At 67.7% G+C, this 16629-nt stretch carries 18 protein-coding genes and 1 pseudogene; 7 read left to right on the forward strand and 12 right to left on the reverse strand.

Going from position 1 to position 16629, the window contains the following annotated elements:
- Positions 1–86 precede the first annotated feature (86 nt).
- From ACFV9M_RS37995 to ACFV9M_RS38020, 6 genes are all read right to left on the reverse strand, one after another.
- Positions 87–821: a hypothetical protein gene (locus ACFV9M_RS37995; RefSeq protein WP_385075778.1), complete on the reverse strand. Its 735-nt coding sequence runs from the start codon at positions 819–821 to the stop codon at positions 87–89.
- Positions 818–1603, reverse strand: a complete 786-nt coding sequence (locus tag ACFV9M_RS38000; protein WP_385075775.1) for an HpcH/HpaI aldolase/citrate lyase family protein — start codon at positions 1601–1603, stop codon at positions 818–820. Before ACFV9M_RS38000 ends, ACFV9M_RS37995 begins: the two co-directional genes overlap by 4 nt.
- Entirely contained in the window at positions 1588–2373 is a 786-nt protein-coding gene (gene hpaH / locus ACFV9M_RS38005; protein ID WP_385075772.1) for a 2-oxo-hept-4-ene-1,7-dioate hydratase, read from the reverse strand. The genes ACFV9M_RS38000 and hpaH overlap by 16 nt, the downstream gene beginning before the upstream one ends.
- Before the next feature lie 122 nt (positions 2374–2495).
- Positions 2496–3845 (reverse strand): MFS transporter, encoded by a 1350-nt coding sequence (locus ACFV9M_RS38010; protein WP_385075771.1) that lies wholly within the window; start codon positions 3843–3845, stop codon positions 2496–2498.
- Between the two features lie 158 nt (positions 3846–4003).
- Entirely contained in the window at positions 4004–5356 is a 1353-nt protein-coding gene (locus tag ACFV9M_RS38015; RefSeq protein WP_385075769.1) for an MFS transporter, read from the reverse strand.
- A 671-nt stretch (positions 5357–6027) separates the two neighbouring features.
- A complete protein-coding gene (locus ACFV9M_RS38020) occupies positions 6028–6777 on the reverse strand; it encodes an SDR family NAD(P)-dependent oxidoreductase (protein ID WP_385075766.1) in 750 nt (249 codons plus the stop codon).
- Between the two features lie 325 nt (positions 6778–7102).
- Between ACFV9M_RS38020 and ACFV9M_RS38025 the strand changes: the two genes are divergently transcribed.
- From ACFV9M_RS38025 to ACFV9M_RS38035, 3 genes are all read left to right on the forward strand, one after another.
- Positions 7103–7873: a fumarylacetoacetate hydrolase family protein gene (locus ACFV9M_RS38025; protein ID WP_385075763.1), complete on the forward strand. Its 771-nt coding sequence runs from the start codon at positions 7103–7105 to the stop codon at positions 7871–7873.
- A 103-nt stretch (positions 7874–7976) separates the two neighbouring features.
- A complete protein-coding gene (locus ACFV9M_RS38030) occupies positions 7977–9113 on the forward strand; it encodes a DUF3500 domain-containing protein (RefSeq protein WP_385102670.1) in 1137 nt (378 codons plus the stop codon).
- Between the two features lie 90 nt (positions 9114–9203).
- Positions 9204–9878, forward strand: coding sequence for a GntR family transcriptional regulator (locus tag ACFV9M_RS38035; protein WP_385075757.1), 675 nt, complete (start codon positions 9204–9206; stop codon positions 9876–9878).
- A 360-nt stretch (positions 9879–10238) separates the two neighbouring features.
- Here the strand turns inward: ACFV9M_RS38035 and ACFV9M_RS38040 are convergent, their stop codons facing one another.
- Positions 10239–10835, reverse strand: a complete 597-nt coding sequence (locus ACFV9M_RS38040; RefSeq protein WP_385075754.1) for a hypothetical protein — start codon at positions 10833–10835, stop codon at positions 10239–10241.
- Positions 10795–11847: an ISL3 family transposase gene (locus ACFV9M_RS38045; RefSeq protein ID WP_385075751.1), complete on the reverse strand. Its 1053-nt coding sequence runs from the start codon at positions 11845–11847 to the stop codon at positions 10795–10797. The genes ACFV9M_RS38040 and ACFV9M_RS38045 overlap by 41 nt, the downstream gene beginning before the upstream one ends.
- Before the next feature lie 20 nt (positions 11848–11867).
- Between ACFV9M_RS38045 and ACFV9M_RS38050 the strand changes: the two genes are divergently transcribed.
- Positions 11868–12092: a hypothetical protein gene (locus ACFV9M_RS38050; RefSeq protein WP_385075784.1), complete on the forward strand. Its 225-nt coding sequence runs from the start codon at positions 11868–11870 to the stop codon at positions 12090–12092.
- A gap of 450 nt (positions 12093–12542) precedes the next feature.
- A pseudogene (locus ACFV9M_RS38055) lies at positions 12543–12838 on the forward strand (hypothetical protein); the annotation flags it as partial.
- On the opposite strand, the gene ACFV9M_RS38060 reads toward ACFV9M_RS38055, so the two are convergent.
- Positions 12782–13408, reverse strand: coding sequence for a GNAT family N-acetyltransferase (locus ACFV9M_RS38060; protein ID WP_385075749.1), 627 nt, complete (start codon positions 13406–13408; stop codon positions 12782–12784). The pseudogene ACFV9M_RS38055 and the gene ACFV9M_RS38060 overlap by 57 nt on opposite strands.
- A gap of 467 nt (positions 13409–13875) precedes the next feature.
- Here ACFV9M_RS38060 and ACFV9M_RS38065 point away from each other — a divergent pair, with 467 nt between their 5' ends.
- Positions 13876–14007, forward strand: coding sequence for a hypothetical protein (locus ACFV9M_RS38065; RefSeq protein ID WP_385075746.1), 132 nt, complete (start codon positions 13876–13878; stop codon positions 14005–14007).
- Between the two features lie 87 nt (positions 14008–14094).
- On the forward strand, positions 14095–14274 hold the full coding sequence (locus ACFV9M_RS38070; protein WP_385075744.1) for a hypothetical protein: 180 nt from the start codon (positions 14095–14097) through the stop codon (positions 14272–14274).
- A gap of 224 nt (positions 14275–14498) precedes the next feature.
- On the opposite strand, the gene ACFV9M_RS38075 is transcribed toward ACFV9M_RS38070, so the two are convergent.
- From ACFV9M_RS38075 to ACFV9M_RS38085, 3 genes are read right to left on the reverse strand one after another with little or no spacing between them, the layout of a single operon-like run.
- On the reverse strand, positions 14499–15404 hold the full coding sequence (locus ACFV9M_RS38075; RefSeq protein WP_385075741.1) for an alpha/beta hydrolase fold domain-containing protein: 906 nt from the start codon (positions 15402–15404) through the stop codon (positions 14499–14501).
- 8 nt (positions 15405–15412) lie between these two features.
- The gene (locus ACFV9M_RS38080) at positions 15413–15844 is read right to left on the reverse strand and encodes a DUF3237 family protein (protein ID WP_385075738.1); all 432 of its coding nucleotides are present in this window, start codon (positions 15842–15844) and stop codon (positions 15413–15415) included.
- Entirely contained in the window at positions 15841–16425 is a 585-nt protein-coding gene (locus ACFV9M_RS38085) for a TetR/AcrR family transcriptional regulator (RefSeq protein ID WP_385075734.1), read from the reverse strand. Before ACFV9M_RS38085 ends, ACFV9M_RS38080 begins: the two co-directional genes overlap by 4 nt.
- Positions 16426–16629 lie beyond the last annotated feature (204 nt).

Raw genomic sequence — 16629 nt, forward strand, 5'->3', positions numbered from 1 at the left:
TACTTGAGGACCGCCCAACTGGGCGGTCCTCAAGTACGTGCGGAGCGACCGTCACCGGGGCACCGTCGGAAAGCGCGCGGACGCCGTCACTGGCTCGCGCGCCAAGTCCGGTACTCCTCCTTCCAGTGCCCGGTGGGCGGGAACAGTCCCTCCACCGGATTGCCTTCGGCGACCCGCTCGGCGACCCAGGCGTCCTGCATCTCCTGCTCGGCTGCGGCGTGGGCCACCTCCTCGACAAGATGCGCCGGGATGACGACGACACCGTCGTCGTCCCCGACCAGGATGTCGCCGGGCTGGACCGTCACTCCACCGCACGTGATGGTGGTGTTCGCCTCCCAGGGCACATGTCGCCGGCCGAGAACCGAGGGGTGAACCGACTGGGTGAACGTCGGAATGCCCATGTCGGAAACGGCGGCGAAGTCCCGTACACCTCCGTCGCTGACGATGCCGGCAGCGCCGAGCGTCTTGGCCCGAAGGGCCAGGACGTCGCCGACCGTGCCCGCGGAGGGATCCTGGCGTGCCTCGATCACCAGTACGTCACCGGTCCGCAGGCCGTCGAAGGCTTGCTTCTGCACGTTGTACCCGCCACCGTGCGTCTCGAAGAGGTCCGGCCGGTGTGCGACGAACCGGAGCGTCCGGGCAGGCCCGACGAGCCTGCTGCCCGGCACACGCGGACGGACACCGTCGATCGCCATGTCCGGGTAGCCCCGGCGGCGCAGCTCCGCACTGATCGTGGCGACGGCCGTGCGCGTCAGCTTGTCCCGCAGTGCGGGGTCCAAGGTGGTGCGAGCACCGTGTACCACGTTCTTGTCTCCGTTCACGACTTGTCTTCCTTCAGGTAGGCGGAGGCCAACCGCTCACTGCCGCGCGCCAGCAGATCGACGTCGGCGCCCACGAGGATGAAGTCGGCGCCCGCGTCGGCATAGCGCTGGGCGAGGGGCGGGGCGAACGCGTTCACCCCGACCTTTGTCCTGGCGTGCTTCGCGGCTGCGATGCACCGTAGGACTGCGTCGACGACGTCGGGATGGCCCTGCTCTCCCAGCAGCCCCATCGACGCCGCCAGGTCGGAGGGGCCGACGAAGATGCCGTCGATCCCGGGGGTGGCCGCGATCTCCTCCACGTTCCGCACCGCGTCGGCGGATTCCACCTGCAGGTACACGGAGATCGTCTGCCGTGCCCGGTGCAGGTAGTCGGGGGCCCGGTTCCAGCGCGACCCCCGGGCCAGCGCACTGCCGACACCCCGGATGCCCTCCGGCGGGTAGGTGACGGCTCGGGCGACCTCCCGCGCCTGCTCACCGTCATCGATCATCGGAACCAGGAGGTTCTGGGCGCCGAGGTCGAGGAACTGTTTGAGGACGACCGGGTCGGCGCTGGGTGGCCGGACCATCGCGGTGATCGGGTAGCCCTGGGTGGCCTGCAGTTGTGCCAGTAGTGTCGTGAGGTCGTTGGGACTGTGCTCTGCGTCGATGAGCAACCAGTCCAGGCCACTGCCGGCGCAGATCTCGGCAACGAGAGGGCTACCGCTGCACACCCACATCCCGACCAGCGCGCGGTCCGCGTCGGTCAGCGCCGTACCGAAGGGCGGAGTCAGACGAAACGGCATGTGACCGCCCCCAGATCGCCGTAGTCGGCATGGACGGTATCGCCGCGCTCGACCCACATCGGACGTGTGAAGGAACCGGAGAGGATGATGTGCCCAGCGTCGAGCGTCGCGTCGTGCTGGTGGAGCTTGTTCGCCAGCCACGCCACTCCGTTGGCGGGGTGGTTGAGTACGCCGGCGGCCAGGCCCGTCTCCTCGACGGTCTGGTTGCGGTACAGCAGTGCGCCGACACGCCGCAGGTCGACGTCGTCGGCAGAAACGGGGCGTCCACCGATCACCATGGCTCCCATGGCGGCGTTGTCGCTGATCGTGTCGACGATCGTCCTGCGCTCTAGCTCGATGTGGGAGTTGAGGATCTCCATCGCCGGTACGACGTACCGGGTGGCGTCGAGTACGTCGAAGAGCGTGCAGCGCGGACCGCTGAGGGGCCGCCCCAGGACGAAGGCGAGTTCGACCTCGACCCGGACGTTGGAGAAGTCGTCGAACGGCACCTCGGCGCCGTTGGCGAGGACCATGTCGTCGAAGATGACGCCGTAGTCGGGTTCGGTGATGCCGGTCGCCGCCTGCATCACCCGGGACGTGAGGCCGATCTTGTGGCCGACGACGGTGTGGCCCTGCGCCGCGCGCCGCCGAGCCCACAGACCCTGCACGGCGTAGGCGTCCTCGACCGTCATCCCCGGGTTACGGGCAGTCAGCAGGGGCACCACCGTACGGCGACGGCCTGCGTCGATCAGTTCGTCAGCGATCGCCTCGATGTGTGCGGATTGCAGCATGCACCCTCCATTCATAGGTGAGATTATATACGATATTAGTTACTACTCGGCGTGTGGACATTCTGTGGCCGCCTGCCGGCCCGGGCGGCCACGGATCCCCAGGCCAGGCGGGGGACGGGACTCTAGGACTCCACGAGCCTGGATTCCATGCGGACCGGGGTTTCGCCGCCCGGTTTGGTCTCCCGGGCGAGGAGGAAGTACATGAGGCCGGTGACGAGCGAGATGCCGCTCAGGATCCAGAAGGCAGTGATGAATCCACTTGCGCTGTGGACGCCACCGCCGGCGTCGATGAGCAGTCCTGAGCCCAGCAGGGCCAAAGTCGAGCAGACATAGGCGAAGGTGGTCGAGAAGCTGACGGCGGTGGCGACCCGTCCGGGCGGGGCGGCGTCCGCGCACACGGTGTAACAGATCGCGGGGATCGCGTTGGAAACGAGGCCCCATGCCACCTGGACCAGCACCACCATGACCAGCGAGGTGGCCATCGGGACCATGGCCATGACCAGACACTGCCAGACGGCGGCGAAGACCAGCAGGGGCTTGCGGCCGACCCGGTCGCTGAGCCGCGGCAGCACCACCTGGAACACCGCGCCGACCAGCGTCCAGATGACCGACAGCGAAGCGACCTCGGCGAGCGAGTAGTCGCTCACGTAGGCCAGGTACAGCGGGAACGTCGTGGAGAAGCCGAAGTAGACGATGACCATCAGGCCCGAGTACAGGGCTGCGAGGCACACCTCCCGCTGCTTGAGCACCGACCACCACGGACTGTCGGCCGACACGGACCCCTCGGTCTCGTGGGGGTGTGCCTCGTCATCCTGGTCCGCGTGCTTGCCGAGCTTCGCGAAGTTCTCCGCCGTGGAGAGCCTGCGGTAGATCAGGATCAGCGGGATGGACAGCAGGGAGAACCAGAACACCAGGCGCCACTCGTCGGCCCCGAACAGGTACATGACCAGGGCGCTCAGCTGTCCCGCCAGGAAGGTGCCGACAGGGAATCCGGTGTGGTGCAGCCCGATGGCGAATCCGCGGTGCTTCGCCGGCCACCATTCAGAAGTGGCGGTCACCCCGATGGTCTCGTCACCGACGCAGCCGACACCGACAACGGCTCGCTGGGCGAACAGCGCGCCGACCGAACCCGACAGCGCCTTGACCGCGGACAGCGTGGAGACAACGGCGTAGACCAGCACGAGCGGCACCCACACGCGTCGTCGCCGCCAACCGGAGCCGAGACGGTCACTGAGGGCCGCGAGCGGGAGATCGAAGATCGCCCGAAGTGCGTAGATCAGCGCGATGAGGCCGGTGAACGCCGTGGCGGTGAGGCCGAACTCGTTGATGATGTTCGGCCCCAGGATGGTGGGCAGCATGAAATCGAAAGCGTTGAGCGTCCACAACAGCCAGCTCAGACCGAGCGCCTTCCATGCGACGGGATGGACGTCCCGCGGTATCCAACCCGTCAGTGTGCTCTCTCGTTTCGCCATGATCACTCCAGCTTCCTGTCAGTCCACGAAGACGGCGTACGGGTCTGAGCCGGGCCGGTCGATCCGGCCCCGCCTTGTGCTGAGAAACGTGTACCGGTGCGGTCCCGGCGCTGATCGCGGCTTTGCCGGGCCGGTGAGCTCGGCGCCGTGAGCCGGGTTCAGCCGACGGTGGTGCGCTTGTCCGCACTCGGCATCAGCCGCCCGTCGGTGCGGTCCTTGATCAGCCATGTGGCCACGGCCGCGATGACGATCATCGCCGCGAGATAGAGCGAGACGAAGAACGAGTTCCCCGTCGCCTGGACGATGGCGGTCGCGACCAGGGGGGTGAAGGCGCCGCCGAGAAGGGCCCCCAGCGCGTAGGTGACCGCGACCGCGGTGTAGCGGATGTCGGCGGGGAACAGCTCGGAGAAGAAGGCCGGCTGCGGACCGTACGTGAAGCCGTTCCCTGTCTGGAACGCCGCAAGGGCAAGGAAGATGAGAAGGGAGCTCCCGGTGTCCAGCAGTGGGAACAGCGCGAAGGAGGCGACGAGGAAGATGGCCCAGCCGACGAGGTAGGTGCGTTTGCGGCCGATTCGGTCGGACAGGTCTCCTCCGACGAACGTGGTGATCGCGTAGACGCCGGCCACGAGCGCGATGATGATGAGGATGGTCGTGTTCTCGATGCCGACGGCGCCGCCTTCGTCCAGGGGGGTCGTCACGTATCCCTGCACGAAGCCGCCCGTGGTGATGTAGCCGCACGCGTTGTTCCCGGCATAGGTCAGGGCGGCGAGCAGGACGAGCGCCCAGTGCTTCTTGACGAGCTGAACGAAGGGAATGTCCTGGTCCTTGGCGCGCTCGGTGTCCAGGGCCTGGAACACGGGGCTCTCCTCGACACGACGCCGGATGACATAGCCGACGGCGACGAAGAGGAAGCTGATGAGGAAGGGCACTCGCCAGCCCCACTCGGTGAAGGCGTCTCCAGGAGAGATGACACCCGTCATGAGAGCGATGACACCGGAGGCAAGCAGCAGGCCGAAGGGCACTCCCAGTTGCGGGAACGCCCCATAGCGTCCTCGTCGTCCTTCCGGCGCGTGCTCCACCGCCATCAGAATCGCGCCGCCCCACTCTCCGCCGACGGAGATCCCCTGCACGATCCGGAGCACAATGAGCAGCACCGGGGCGAGCACGCCGCCCTGCGCATAGGTGGGGATCACGCCGATGAGTGTGGTGGCACCCCCCATCAGTGACAGCGTGACGACGAGCATGGCCCGGCGCCCGATCCGGTCACCGAAATGCCCTGCGAGGACCGCGCCCAGGGGGCGAAAGAGGAAGCTGATCCCGACGCTCGCGAACGAGAGAAGAAGAGCCCCCTGTGTGCCTGCCGGCTCGAAGAACAGCTTGCCGAAGACCAGGCCGGCCATGCTGCCGTAGATGAAGAAGTCGTACCACTCGATCGTCGTCCCGATGACAGTCGCGAGTGCGACCCGGGAGAGCTGGGTCCGGGAGGTTGTCTCCGCTGTTTGTATTGCCACGGCTCATGTCCTCTGAACGTTGGTTTGTCGGGGCAGCCATGCCTGGCAGGAGAGATTCGTGACCTGCCCTCGCTGGACCGAAGGTGCGCACAAGGGGTCAGCCGCTTCCGCGCTGGGTGAAGTCGGCGAAAGAAGGGTCGTCGTCCGGGGCGGTACGCGAAGCCCTGGGTGTGCGGACGAGTATCAAGAAGAAGATGTGTGGGCCACTTCAGCGGTGCGCACACGTGTGTGGTGCCAGCGCCGGTCCCGTGCCTGCACGGTCGGGCTTACTTGCTCTCTGGTGACTGGCAGCGACGTGGTGCGCGGTTGTTGCCGCGCACCACCGCACGTCATGACTCGGGGGTTGCCCGGTACGCCAGTGTGATGTGCGGATGTTCCCGCGGGCGCGGCGGCCGGGGCAGCCGTCGCCCTCACAGTGAGGAGGGGCGCCGTAGCCCGGCAGGAATGCGGGAGGACGGTCCTTATGAAGGGCCGGCCTGCGGACTTCAGCTGCGGTCGGGTCGTCGGCCGGGGCCCGCCCTCTTCGCCGTGCGCGCGGCTCGGGCCTGTCCCGGCTTCCCCGACGCGGCTCGAAGGGGAACGGGAGCCGGGGCGGCCACGGTCGTGTCCGCGCGTCCCGTCAGCGCTTGTGATGCGGTCGATCGCCAGTTCCGCTTGCCTGCGGCCTCAGCTCAGATGATGGTGAAACCGCCATCGTTGAGGAAGACGGACCCCGTACTGAACGAAGCGTCGTCCGAGAGGAGGAACGCGATGGCGTTGGCCTGCTCCCGGTCCGTGCTGAGGCGGTTCATCGGATGCAGCCGGACGAGCTTGTCTCGCTGTTCCTGGCTGCGGCTCTGCAGGAGCGGCGTGTCCGTGTAGCCGGGGGCCACGGCGTTGATGCGGATGTTGTCCTCGGCGTAGTCGAGTGCCGCCGCGCGGGTCAGGCCGATCACCGCGTGCTTGGACATCACGTACGCGCTCTTCCCGAGCTGAGCGGTGAAGCCGGAGATGCTGGCCAGGTTGACGATCGAGCCCGTGCCCGCGTCAAGCATGGCGGGTAGCTCCGCCTGCAGGCAGTTGAAGACGCCCGTGACGTTGATGTCGAGCTGCCGCTGCCATTCAGCCGCGGGTATGTCCGCGACCTTGTTGAACGTCGTCGGTACGCCGGCGTTGTTGACGGCCAGGTGCAGGGCGCCGAAGCGCTCCCGGGCCGTGCGCACAGCCGCCTGGCACGAGGCGGGGTCCGTCACGTCGAGGTGACAGGCGACCGCGGCGCCACCGCCGCTGACGATCTGGTCAGCCCTCTCGGCGACGGCGTCCTTCTGGATGTCACCGAGCACCACGCTGACACCCTTCTGTGCGAGCAGCGTCGCGACAGCGCTTCCGATACCGGAAGCTGCGCCCGTGACGAAAGCGACTTTGCCATCGAGTCCGTTCATTTCCACTCCATTGTGTCGTCCGTTGCGTTGCGGTGAAGGACGACGTGCGCGCGGCGCCCCTGCTTCAACGGCGGGTTCCTACGGATCCGTGGACGGGTCATCTGTGGCACCGCTCGACCGGCACAATTCGTCGTGCTCGGCGACGTCTAGAGCGGGGCCCGTAGTTCGTGTAGGCTATCGTATATGAAATGCTCTGTGAAGAGCTCGTAACATCTCGGGGATCCCGAGGCGACCGGGGTGGGTGGTGACCTGCGGTTCAGAGAGCGACATGGAGGGCCGTGCCGTCTGCCCACCTCCGGTCAAGCGACGACGATGGGATGCACTTATGACCGACTTCCCCCATGGCCGACCGTCGAAGATCGTGGCCGTCCACCTCAACTACCGGAGCCGGGCCGAGCAGCGAGGCAAGAGTCCCGCGTTCCCGTCGTACTTCCTCAAGGCCCCGTCGACCCTGACGGAGTCCGGGTCGACGCTCGCAGTGCCGGCCGACTGCGAGCTCCTCGCCTTCGAGGGGGAGATCGCTCTCATCATCGGAACCGAAGCGCACCGCGTAAGTCGTGATGCCGCATGGCAGCACGTCAGCGGGGTGACGGCGGCCAACGACTTCGGCCTGTACGACCTGCGGTACGCGGACCCCGGATCGAACGTCCACTCCAAGGGCCTCGATGGATGCACTCCGCTCGGCCCGATCGTCCTGGAAGCGCCGGACCTCGATCCATCGAGTCTCCGCCTCCGGACGCACGTCAACGGGCGCCTGGCGCAGGACGCGCAGGTCCAGGACGACATGCTGTTCGACTTCGGCTACGTGATCGCGGACCTGTCCCGGTTCATGACCCTTGAGCCGGGGGACGTCATCCTCACCGGCACGCCGGCGGGATCATCCGTCGCGCGGCCCGGGGACGTGGTCGAGGTCGAGGTGGCCGGCACGGCCCGCAACGGCGAGCGGGTATCGACCGGTCACCTGCGCACGACGATCACTACGGATGACTTCCGCGTCGGGTCGCTGCTCCCAGCGCCCCGGGCGGACGCTGCCGCGAGGGCGGCGGCATACGGAAGTCCCGCCGCGCAGGCCGCTTCGGCACCCGCGCGAGGTTAGCCGGGAAGGCGCCCGGTCGAGAGGTCCAGGCGGTGCCCCAGAGTCCCACCGGCGACCACCAAACTCGAAAGATCATTACGTCAGAAGCTGAGGATTTGCCCGGATGACTGAGCCGTACGAGGCCCCGAATACCATCAAGCGCATGCTGTTCGCCACATGGGCGCTGCTTAATTCGTTGACGCCCGAACAGCGGGGCGCCGCCATGTTCCCGATGACCGACCCGCAGCGCGTCGACTGGGACTTCATTCCCAAGCCCGACCGGGCTGGGATCCCGATGTCGGTGCTGCACGGGCACCAGCGGACGCTGGCCCAGCACCTGCTCGCCTCGGGCCTGAGTACCCGGGGCTACAGTCAGGCCCTGCAGATCATGGCCATGGAGAACATGCTGCGGGAGAAGGAGGTCCACGAGCGCGGCTTCGGCGTCATCGCGGGCGACTTCCGTGACCCCGACAACTACGCCTTCTCCTTCTTCGGCCGCCCCGGCTTCGAGGACACCTGGGGCTGGAGGGTCCTCGGCCATCACCTGTCCCTGAGCTACACCATCATCGACCAGCGCTACCTGACGGTCACTCCCTGCAACATGGGCGCGCAGCCGGTCCCCTCCGGCATTTTCCACCCGCTGAGGGATGACGAGGAACTCGCCTTCGAACTGCTGCACCGGTTGCCGGAGGCCCAGCGCAAAGCGACGGTGATCCATGACGTGGCACCGGCCGACTACGTCACCAGGCAGGTGCCGCGTATCGGCCGTGTTGAGCTCCCCGACCATGTCGATCTCGGAATAACGAGCTATCGCATCTCCGACGCGGACCGGGAGGCCCTGAAGTTCGAGGCGGACCGGCCGCGAGGGATCGCCGCTTCCGACCTGGACCGCAAGGGAGCCGAGCTGGTCAAGGACCTCATCCGGACCTACGTGGGACGCATCCCCGACGAGCTCGCCGAGACCTACCTGCGGTCGCTCGACGGTACGAACGACGACAGGATCTACTTCTGCTGGGCGGGCGGGACCAAGCTCGGGACGTCCCACTACTACCGGATCCAGACCGACACCCTGCTCATAGAGTTCGACAACGCGATCGACAGCGGCAATCACATCCACTCAGTCTGGCGGGACTACCGCAACGACCTGGGCCACGAGCTGCTGATCGACCACTACGAGCGGCTGAAGGACAGCGACCATCATCTGTCCCGCCGTACTCGCTCCACAGTGCCTGCCGAGGACTGGCATGCTGACGAACACTGACGAGCACGGTCGGCCCCGAGCCGCCGATCCATCTCGTGGGACGTGTACCAACGTTACGTACTTCCAGGATCCGTCGACAGGGAAAAGCTGATGTCTTCCACCGATGCCCAACCGACTCGCGAGTCGAAGTCACAGCTGGTCTACCGCGCACTGCGCGAACGCATCATGGACGGCACCTACAGCCCGGGATACCGCCTGGTCCTCGAACAACTGGCGCGTGAGTTCTCCGTCAGCGCCGTCCCGGTACGCGAAGCGGTACGGCTGCTGGAAGCCGAAGGGCACGTCACCTTCGAACGGAACGTCGGAGCCCGAGTGGCGATCGACGAGACGCAGTACGAGACGGCGATGGAAGCCCTGGCGGTGCTCGACGGTGCCGCCACCGGACTGAGCGGTCCTCTCCTCACCGAGGACGATCTCGAAGCCGCCCGTGAAGTCAATGACAGGATGCGCCGCAGCCGTGAGTCCTTCGACCCGGTCAACTTCACTAAGCTGAACGGCGAGTTCCACAGCATCCTGCGCAGCCGGTGCCCCAACACGGACCTGCTGAGCCTGGTCACCAACCAACAGCAACGCATCGACCGACTCAGGCGGTCCACGTTCGACTTCGTGCCGACGCGCTCCCTGACCTCGGTCGAGGAGCACGAGGAGCTCCTGCGGCTCATCAAGGAAGGTTCGGAACCCGACAAGGTCGAGCGCTTCGCCAGGCAGCACAAGATGAACACCCTGCAGGCGTTCATCGAGCAGCGCAGGCAGAGCGCCGAGTGACAGGTGAGGAACACTCAGCAGGAGCAAGACGGGATGAAAACCGCGGAAGTTGACGACGCCTTCCGTGTGAGCGGAGGCGTGCTCGTGCCCGCGTGACGTGGGTGTCGCGCCTCCGTGTGTCACGTCGCGCCCGGCCCCCAACGCGGGCGATGCCCGCCCCGGCCAGTCCCAGTCTCAGACGGCCTGGCTGAGCCAGCGGCACGTACCGCGGGACTTGCTGCGTTGGCCATGACATCGGGCGGGAAGTGAGCACTGGAGTTGTCGGTTCGGGCCCTCTCGGCAACGGGTGAAACGAGGTTCTGGCTCACTTTTGGTGCTGAAGTGACAAAGGGTCACGTCGGTGTCGGCGGCTGTGCGAGGTCACGCGGCCAGGAGGACGCGCTTGCGCAGGAGGTCCAGACCCGCCCGGCCGAACATCTGCCGCTTCAGCATCTTGATCCGGTTCACCTGCCCCTCCACCGCCCCTGAACTGAACAGCAACGTCAGCCCAGCCGTCACCGCCACCTGATCACCAACGACCCCATTCACGAACGAAAGCAGTTCGGGCAGGTCCTCGGCCTGGACCGTCTCGATCGAGCCGGGGAGTTGGTGGCCGGTGCGGGCAGTCATCATCTCGGCGAACACGTGGACGTGGCCGGCGGTGGCGTCGAGGTCGGGGCATCGCGCGAGGATGGCCTTGAGCCCCAGGGTCTCCTCCGGGGCGAGGCTGTCGGGGTGGCGCGTCATCCAGCCTGTGACCTGCCGCACTGAGGGAGGCCGGACCTTCTCGCGGGGCGGAGCGCCTGATCGCAGTGGGCGCAGGTAGTCGCGCAGAATGGTGAGGCCACCGCGGTAACCGGCGGCCGTGATCTCTTCGAAAAGGGAGGCGGCGGTGGTGCAGCCCTCGTTCCAGCGCTGGTGGAGGTAGGGCTTGAAGTCATCGAGGACGCTGGGGAGGCCCTGCCACTTGCCGGTCACCAGTTCCTGCCAGGTGGTGGCACGGGCGAAACGGCGGACGGTGTTGCGGGACAGGGCCAGTTCCCGCGCGATCGCGCTGCGGGCGGCTCTGGTCGACCAGGGCGTGCACGGCCCGGTGGCGCTCGCGGGTCCGGTCCGCATACCGGTGGGCGGTGCTGGCCGGGTGGCCCGCCGTGGCGGTCTTCCCCAGTTCCGCGAGGGCGGCGGCCGATGCCTCGGGGGCCGGGGGAGATTCGGGTTCGCGCAGGTGGGCAGCGTGCCGGGTGACGCAACGCTCGACCGCCTCGACGAGGTTGTGCCAGACATGCCAGCGATCGGCCACGTGCGTGGTGTCGGGGGCGCCCGCACGGGCGCCTTCCGCGTAGGCCGTGGCCCGGTCGCGGCAGATGATCTCGACACCAGGATGTTCCGCAAGCCAGCGGGCAAGGGTTGCGGCCTCGCGGTCGGGCAGCAGGTCGATCGGCCTGCGGGTCTCGATGTCGATCAGGACGGTGCCGTAGACGTGGCCCCGTCGCAGGGCGAAGTCGTCAACGCCCAGAATTCTGGGCGTAGTTTTCGGCGGATCGGGCATGGCCCGGATCAGCCGCAGGAGCGTGGAGCGGCTGGCAGCGGCATCGAGGACGCTCGCCAGCCGGGTGCCGGCCCGGCCGGCCAGCATCAGCGCGACGACCTGCAGAACAGCGTGCAGGCGTGCGCTGCGGCGGCCGTGCCGGAAGGTGAGCCCGGCGATCTGCTCGGCGAAGGTGCTCTTGGGGCAGGAGCGTCCGGTGCAGCGGAACCTCCGCACCCGCAGTTGGATCACTACCGGTCGACCGCCCACGGCCGCGTCGGCGAGCCGACGCTCATAGCCGCTGTGGACTCGCCCGGACGCCTCACCGCACTGCGGGCAGACCGCCTGCGAGGCGTCAGCCCGGGCGGCGACGCGGACGTGGCCCTCGCCGAGCTCGACCTCCTCGATCACCAAGCCGTCCACCTGCGGAAACAGTGCGTCTTCCCACTCCACATTCCTCACGGACGAGCATGCTCACAGAATTGACCCTCAGACGCGCAGTGGTCGACGGATCCGATCGGAAACCGCTGCTTTCGTTCGTGAATGGGGTCGTTGGTGATCAGGTGGCGGTGACGGCTGGGCTGACGTTGCCGTTCAGTTCGGGGGCGGTGGAGGGGCAGGTGAACCGGATCAAGATGCTGAAGCGGCAGATGTTCGGCCGGGCGGGTCTGGACCTCCTGCGCAAGCGCGTCCTCCTGGCCGCGTGACCTCGGACCGCCGCCGACGCCAACAGTGACCCTCCGTCACTTCAGCACCAAAAGTGAGCCAGAACCCAGATTCAGCCGTTGCCGACACGCGGACGGCGAGCAGTCCTCTTCGGCCCCTGGCACGGCAACTGACTCCTGCCACTCCCCACGGCCGGATACAACGAACTACCGATAGTGCTCGACCAGCCGGCCTGAAGGAGGACGCCGCCCTGCCGCAGTGGCGCGTCACACCATGGCCCGAGTGCTGCTCACCTCGCTCGGAGTACGGCTCCTGCCAGTGGGTTCTCGTGACTGGCTGCCGTTCGACCACTTCCTCCTGACCGAGGTCGATGATCAGTAGTCCGCAGTCGTGCTCTGGTACAGCGTGTGCGCGCCCCTGCTCCTTTCCGGCCCGGCTGCGCCGTGGCCCGGCGTCGCGATCGAGCACCTGAACTGCCGCTCCGCATGTAATACGTGGTCGGTGAATCCATCGAGGGGCCCAGGACCAGCCCAAGCTCGCGATGCCGCTCCTGAAGGCCCTCGTCTCCGACACGGTCGAGCACGGCCGGCGCACGGCCGAAGGGTCATCCTCCAGTCGGCTCGACCCCTCACTGACGCTCGTCCTGGACGACGTCGCCGCGGTGGCTCCGCTTCCCGAACCGCCGGAGCTGCTCGCCACCGGAGCGGACCGGGACCTGCTGGCCCTGGCTCTACTCCGGTCCCGTGAGCAGAGCCGCGCCCGCTGGCCGCACGACGAACTGCCGGTCCGACCCCCAGCGCTCCTCGAGGACGTACTCCAGCTCGTTCTGCCCGGGCGCTTTGGCCAGCGGGATCGTCCGCCCGGTCTCCGCGAAACCGAGCTTGCGGTACAGCGCCCGCGCCCGCGCGTTGTCCTCGTGCACGATGAGGCGCACCCGCTCGACCCCACGCCCCCAGGCCCAGTCCAGCCCGGCCGCGAACAGCGCCTTGGTCAGCCCGTTCCCCCGCCACTCGGGCCGCACGTACACACCGACGACGTGGCCCTGCCGCCGCTCGACGGGGAATTCCGCCCAGTCCGTCGTCCCCGGCTCCTCCATCAGCACGGTCACCGTCCCGAGCCACGCACCGCCCGGCCCTTCGGCAATGACCTGCCGCACCGTCTCCGCCCCTTCCGCACCCCCGGCGGCCCGTTCCTGCCAGAACGAGTCGGGCCGCCGCACGGCTTCCTCGTACCGGTCGAAGAACGCCAGGTGCGCCACCGGGTCCTTCAGCATCCGCAGCGCGAACTCCCGCACCGCAGGCCACTCATCAGCGCGGATCGGACGGATCACGTAGTCATCAGGCAGCAAGGCAGTCATGCCGGTCACCCTAATGCCCCCGGTACTACCTTCCTCATCTCGTACACGTCCCCCGACGGGCGCCACGGCCCGGCACACTCCCGCACCGTGGAGCCCTGGACGGATGAACGGCAGGCCAAGCCCCTCACCGAGTACCTCCAGCGGAACAGCCGCGCGTACGCGCCTTCGACCGGCACCATCCACTCGTCTGGGACCTGCACTTCACCGGGTTCTGGGTGACGGCCGTCTGATCAACTACATGGGCGACGGCTGGGGCAATGCCGCCCCCGTCCTCGACGGGCAGGACTGGTTCTCACCCTGAGCCTCGGCCTTTCCGTCCCGCTCCTCCGGCGCCGCACCCACCCTGCGGACCGCCCTGCTCGTCATCGCCGCCTTCGCCATCGTCAACCTGGTCCTCGTCCACCACCTGGCCCTCCGCCGTCCCCTGCGCGACCGCGCGGGGGACGGCGGCCCTGATCGCCGCCCCGGTGCTCGTGAGGGTCGCCCGCCACAGCAGCGAGGGCACCTGGAACCAGCAGCTCGGCTCCCAACTGCCGACCGCCACCGCCGCTCTGTTCGGCATGACGGTCCGCACCCGCCGCGATCACACGGAGGCCTAGGAGGACCACGCCCGTCGGCTGGAGTCCGAGCGCGACCAGCAGGACCAGCTCGCCGCGACGGCCGAACGCGCCCGCACAGCACGAAAGATGCACGACATCGTCAGCCACTACCTGTCCGTCGTCACGGGTCTCGCCGACGGCGGCCGGCACGCCGCCGCCAAGCCGGGAAAACCGTCACCAGACGACGACGTCTTCCTCGGCGGCAAAGGCAGGCGAGCGATCGGATTCCACGCCGTCTGCGGAAAGAAGCTCCTTCCACAGCGGTGACGCGACTGCCGTCAGGTGCGCCTCCACGGATCCGTTCGGCCAGCGGGCCCGCATCTTTCACGGCACCGTAACGGTTGCCGCGGTCGGGCTACGGAGCCGCACATGAAGCGGTAGTTCGTTCTGCCCTTGCGACGGTCGTGTGTACGCACGGGTCCACTCTGAGGTTCCCCCGCAAGCTTGTGTGACCCTGCGAAGAGCCCCGACCTGCTCTGTTTCGACGACTGTCAGGTGGTGGCCCGGCGAACGTGTTCGGCGATGATGCTGTACATCTTGCGGGTCAGCTCCGGATCCTTGCCGAGCATGTCGTAGGCGTGATCGACACCCGGCAGGTCGTGGTGGTCGACCAGAGCGCCGGCCCTCGCGAGCTTGCCCGCATAGGTGACCGCCTCCGCGCGGAGCCGGTCGTACTCGGCTGTGATCACGAGAGCCGGTGCGATGCCGACGAGGTCGTCGCTGTTGTTCCCCCACGCCGGGGAGACCAGTGGATCACTACGACGGGCCTGGTCGGGGATGTACGCCTTGTCGAAGACGGCTGCCATCCATGGCCGGACCATCGGCGTATGGCTGGTGGGCGCCTTCTTGTCACGCCCGGGGGTGACCAGGTCGAGAGGCGGGTACTGCAGCACCTGCAAGGCGACCGCCGGGCCACCCGCGTCAAGAGCCTGGCGGCACGCCGCAGCGGCGAGTCCGCCTCCGGCGCTCTGCCCGCCGACGCAGATCGCGCCGCCCGACCATTCGCGCTCCGGCGACGCGGCCCAGACCAGCGCGTCATAGCTCTGGTGGGGGGCGACGGGGAAGCGTCCGCGTGGGGCGTACCGGTAGTCGATGCTGATCACGAAGACGCCGGCCTCGTGGGCGAGGTAGCGGCACAGGGAGTCGTCCATCTCCGGCTTGCCCGTGACATAGCCGCCGCCGTGTATGTCGACGTAGACGCCGGTGCCGGCAGCGTCGGTCGGCCTGGTGGGCCGGTAGAGGAGGGCACGCATGTCTCCGTGCCGGGTCGGGATGGTGATCTCGCTGGCGTGTCCCGGAATCTCGGGGAACAGTCGCGCGGTCTTCATCCGGTTGGTGAGCGCTGAGTACACGCGGGCAAGGGCGTCGGCGATGAGGCCGTTCTCGAGCAGGGGCATGGGGTATCTCATTCCGTCGTCATCTGGTGGAATTCGAGCGACACCCCGACGGGAATGTCGTCCTCGATGAGGGGGGCCAGGGTTCCGATGAGAAGGGCGTCGTTGAGCCAGCCGTACGGACCTTCGGGGGCCTCGATGCGGGGCGAGGTCAGGAAGCCGGACGATGCCAGGATGCCTGTGTTGGCCACGGTGAGGACGACCCCGTCGTGTGTGCGGACGAGGTAACGCGCGTCCACCGACGCCGTTCCGTCCGGCCTGACAAGGTTCCAGTCCGCACCGAGGGGCAGGACCTCACCCTCGATCCGCCCGGTCACCGTGCCTCCGATGATCGGTATGACCCGCCGATGCCCCAGCGGGGTCGGGCCCGCGTCGATCGGCTCGCCTATGCGCACCGTCAACCTCGCCACCGAGGAGGGTTCGGGCTGGGGATTGGCCGTCATGTCGTGTCCCTTCGATCGAGTATGTGCCACAGGCGGTGGAGCCGTTCAGCAAGGTCGTGCGGGTCGAGGACCTCCTCCTCGCTCAGCAGCCAGGCATTGACCACGGCACCGGCCCCGCCGGTCACGAACACGGCGAGGTCATCCGCCAGCGAACTGGTGAGCCGGTCATCGAAGATGTTCACCATGGCCTGCCGGCCGGCGGGCGCAAGCAGTTCACCAAGGGCCTGCGTCATACCGAAGGCACAGCTTCCGGTCAGCAGCGCCCGATAGAAGGCCCGGTGCTCGGCGAAGTGCTGCGCCACCGGCAGCACCGTGGCGCGATCGAAAGCCGCCGGCGGGGTGTCGTACGCCAGCAGCGAGCGCTCGGCCAGGTCGACGGCCGCCTGAACCAGCAAGTCGTCACGATCCTCGAAGTGCGTGTACACCAGCTGCCTGCTGACGCCTGCCGCTGTGGCCAGGTCCGTCACCGCGACGGATGAGGTTCCCTGCTCCGACACCAACCGCACCGCCGCCGCGAAAAGGGCGGCCCGCGTTCGCTCCACACGGGGGTCGAGCGGTCGTGTCTTCTCTGTCGTACGCACACGTCGATTCTATACAGGTGTCGTGAAAGTGCAAGACAGGTGTCAAGAAGTGGGCGGCCCTCATGGGTGCCACGCCTTCGAGGCGGCATGGTGGCTGGGGCTGGCCGGCTCCGCCGCCGGCCCACGTGGCCACACCGGGCAGCGAACACGTCTCCAGTGCCGTGAAGCCGTATCCCAACCGAACGTAACCGCCTGGGAAGGGCC

The sequence above is a fragment of the Streptomyces sp. NPDC059895 genome (assembly GCF_042731035.1).
Taxonomy (GTDB): domain Bacteria; phylum Actinomycetota; class Actinomycetes; order Streptomycetales; family Streptomycetaceae; genus Streptomyces.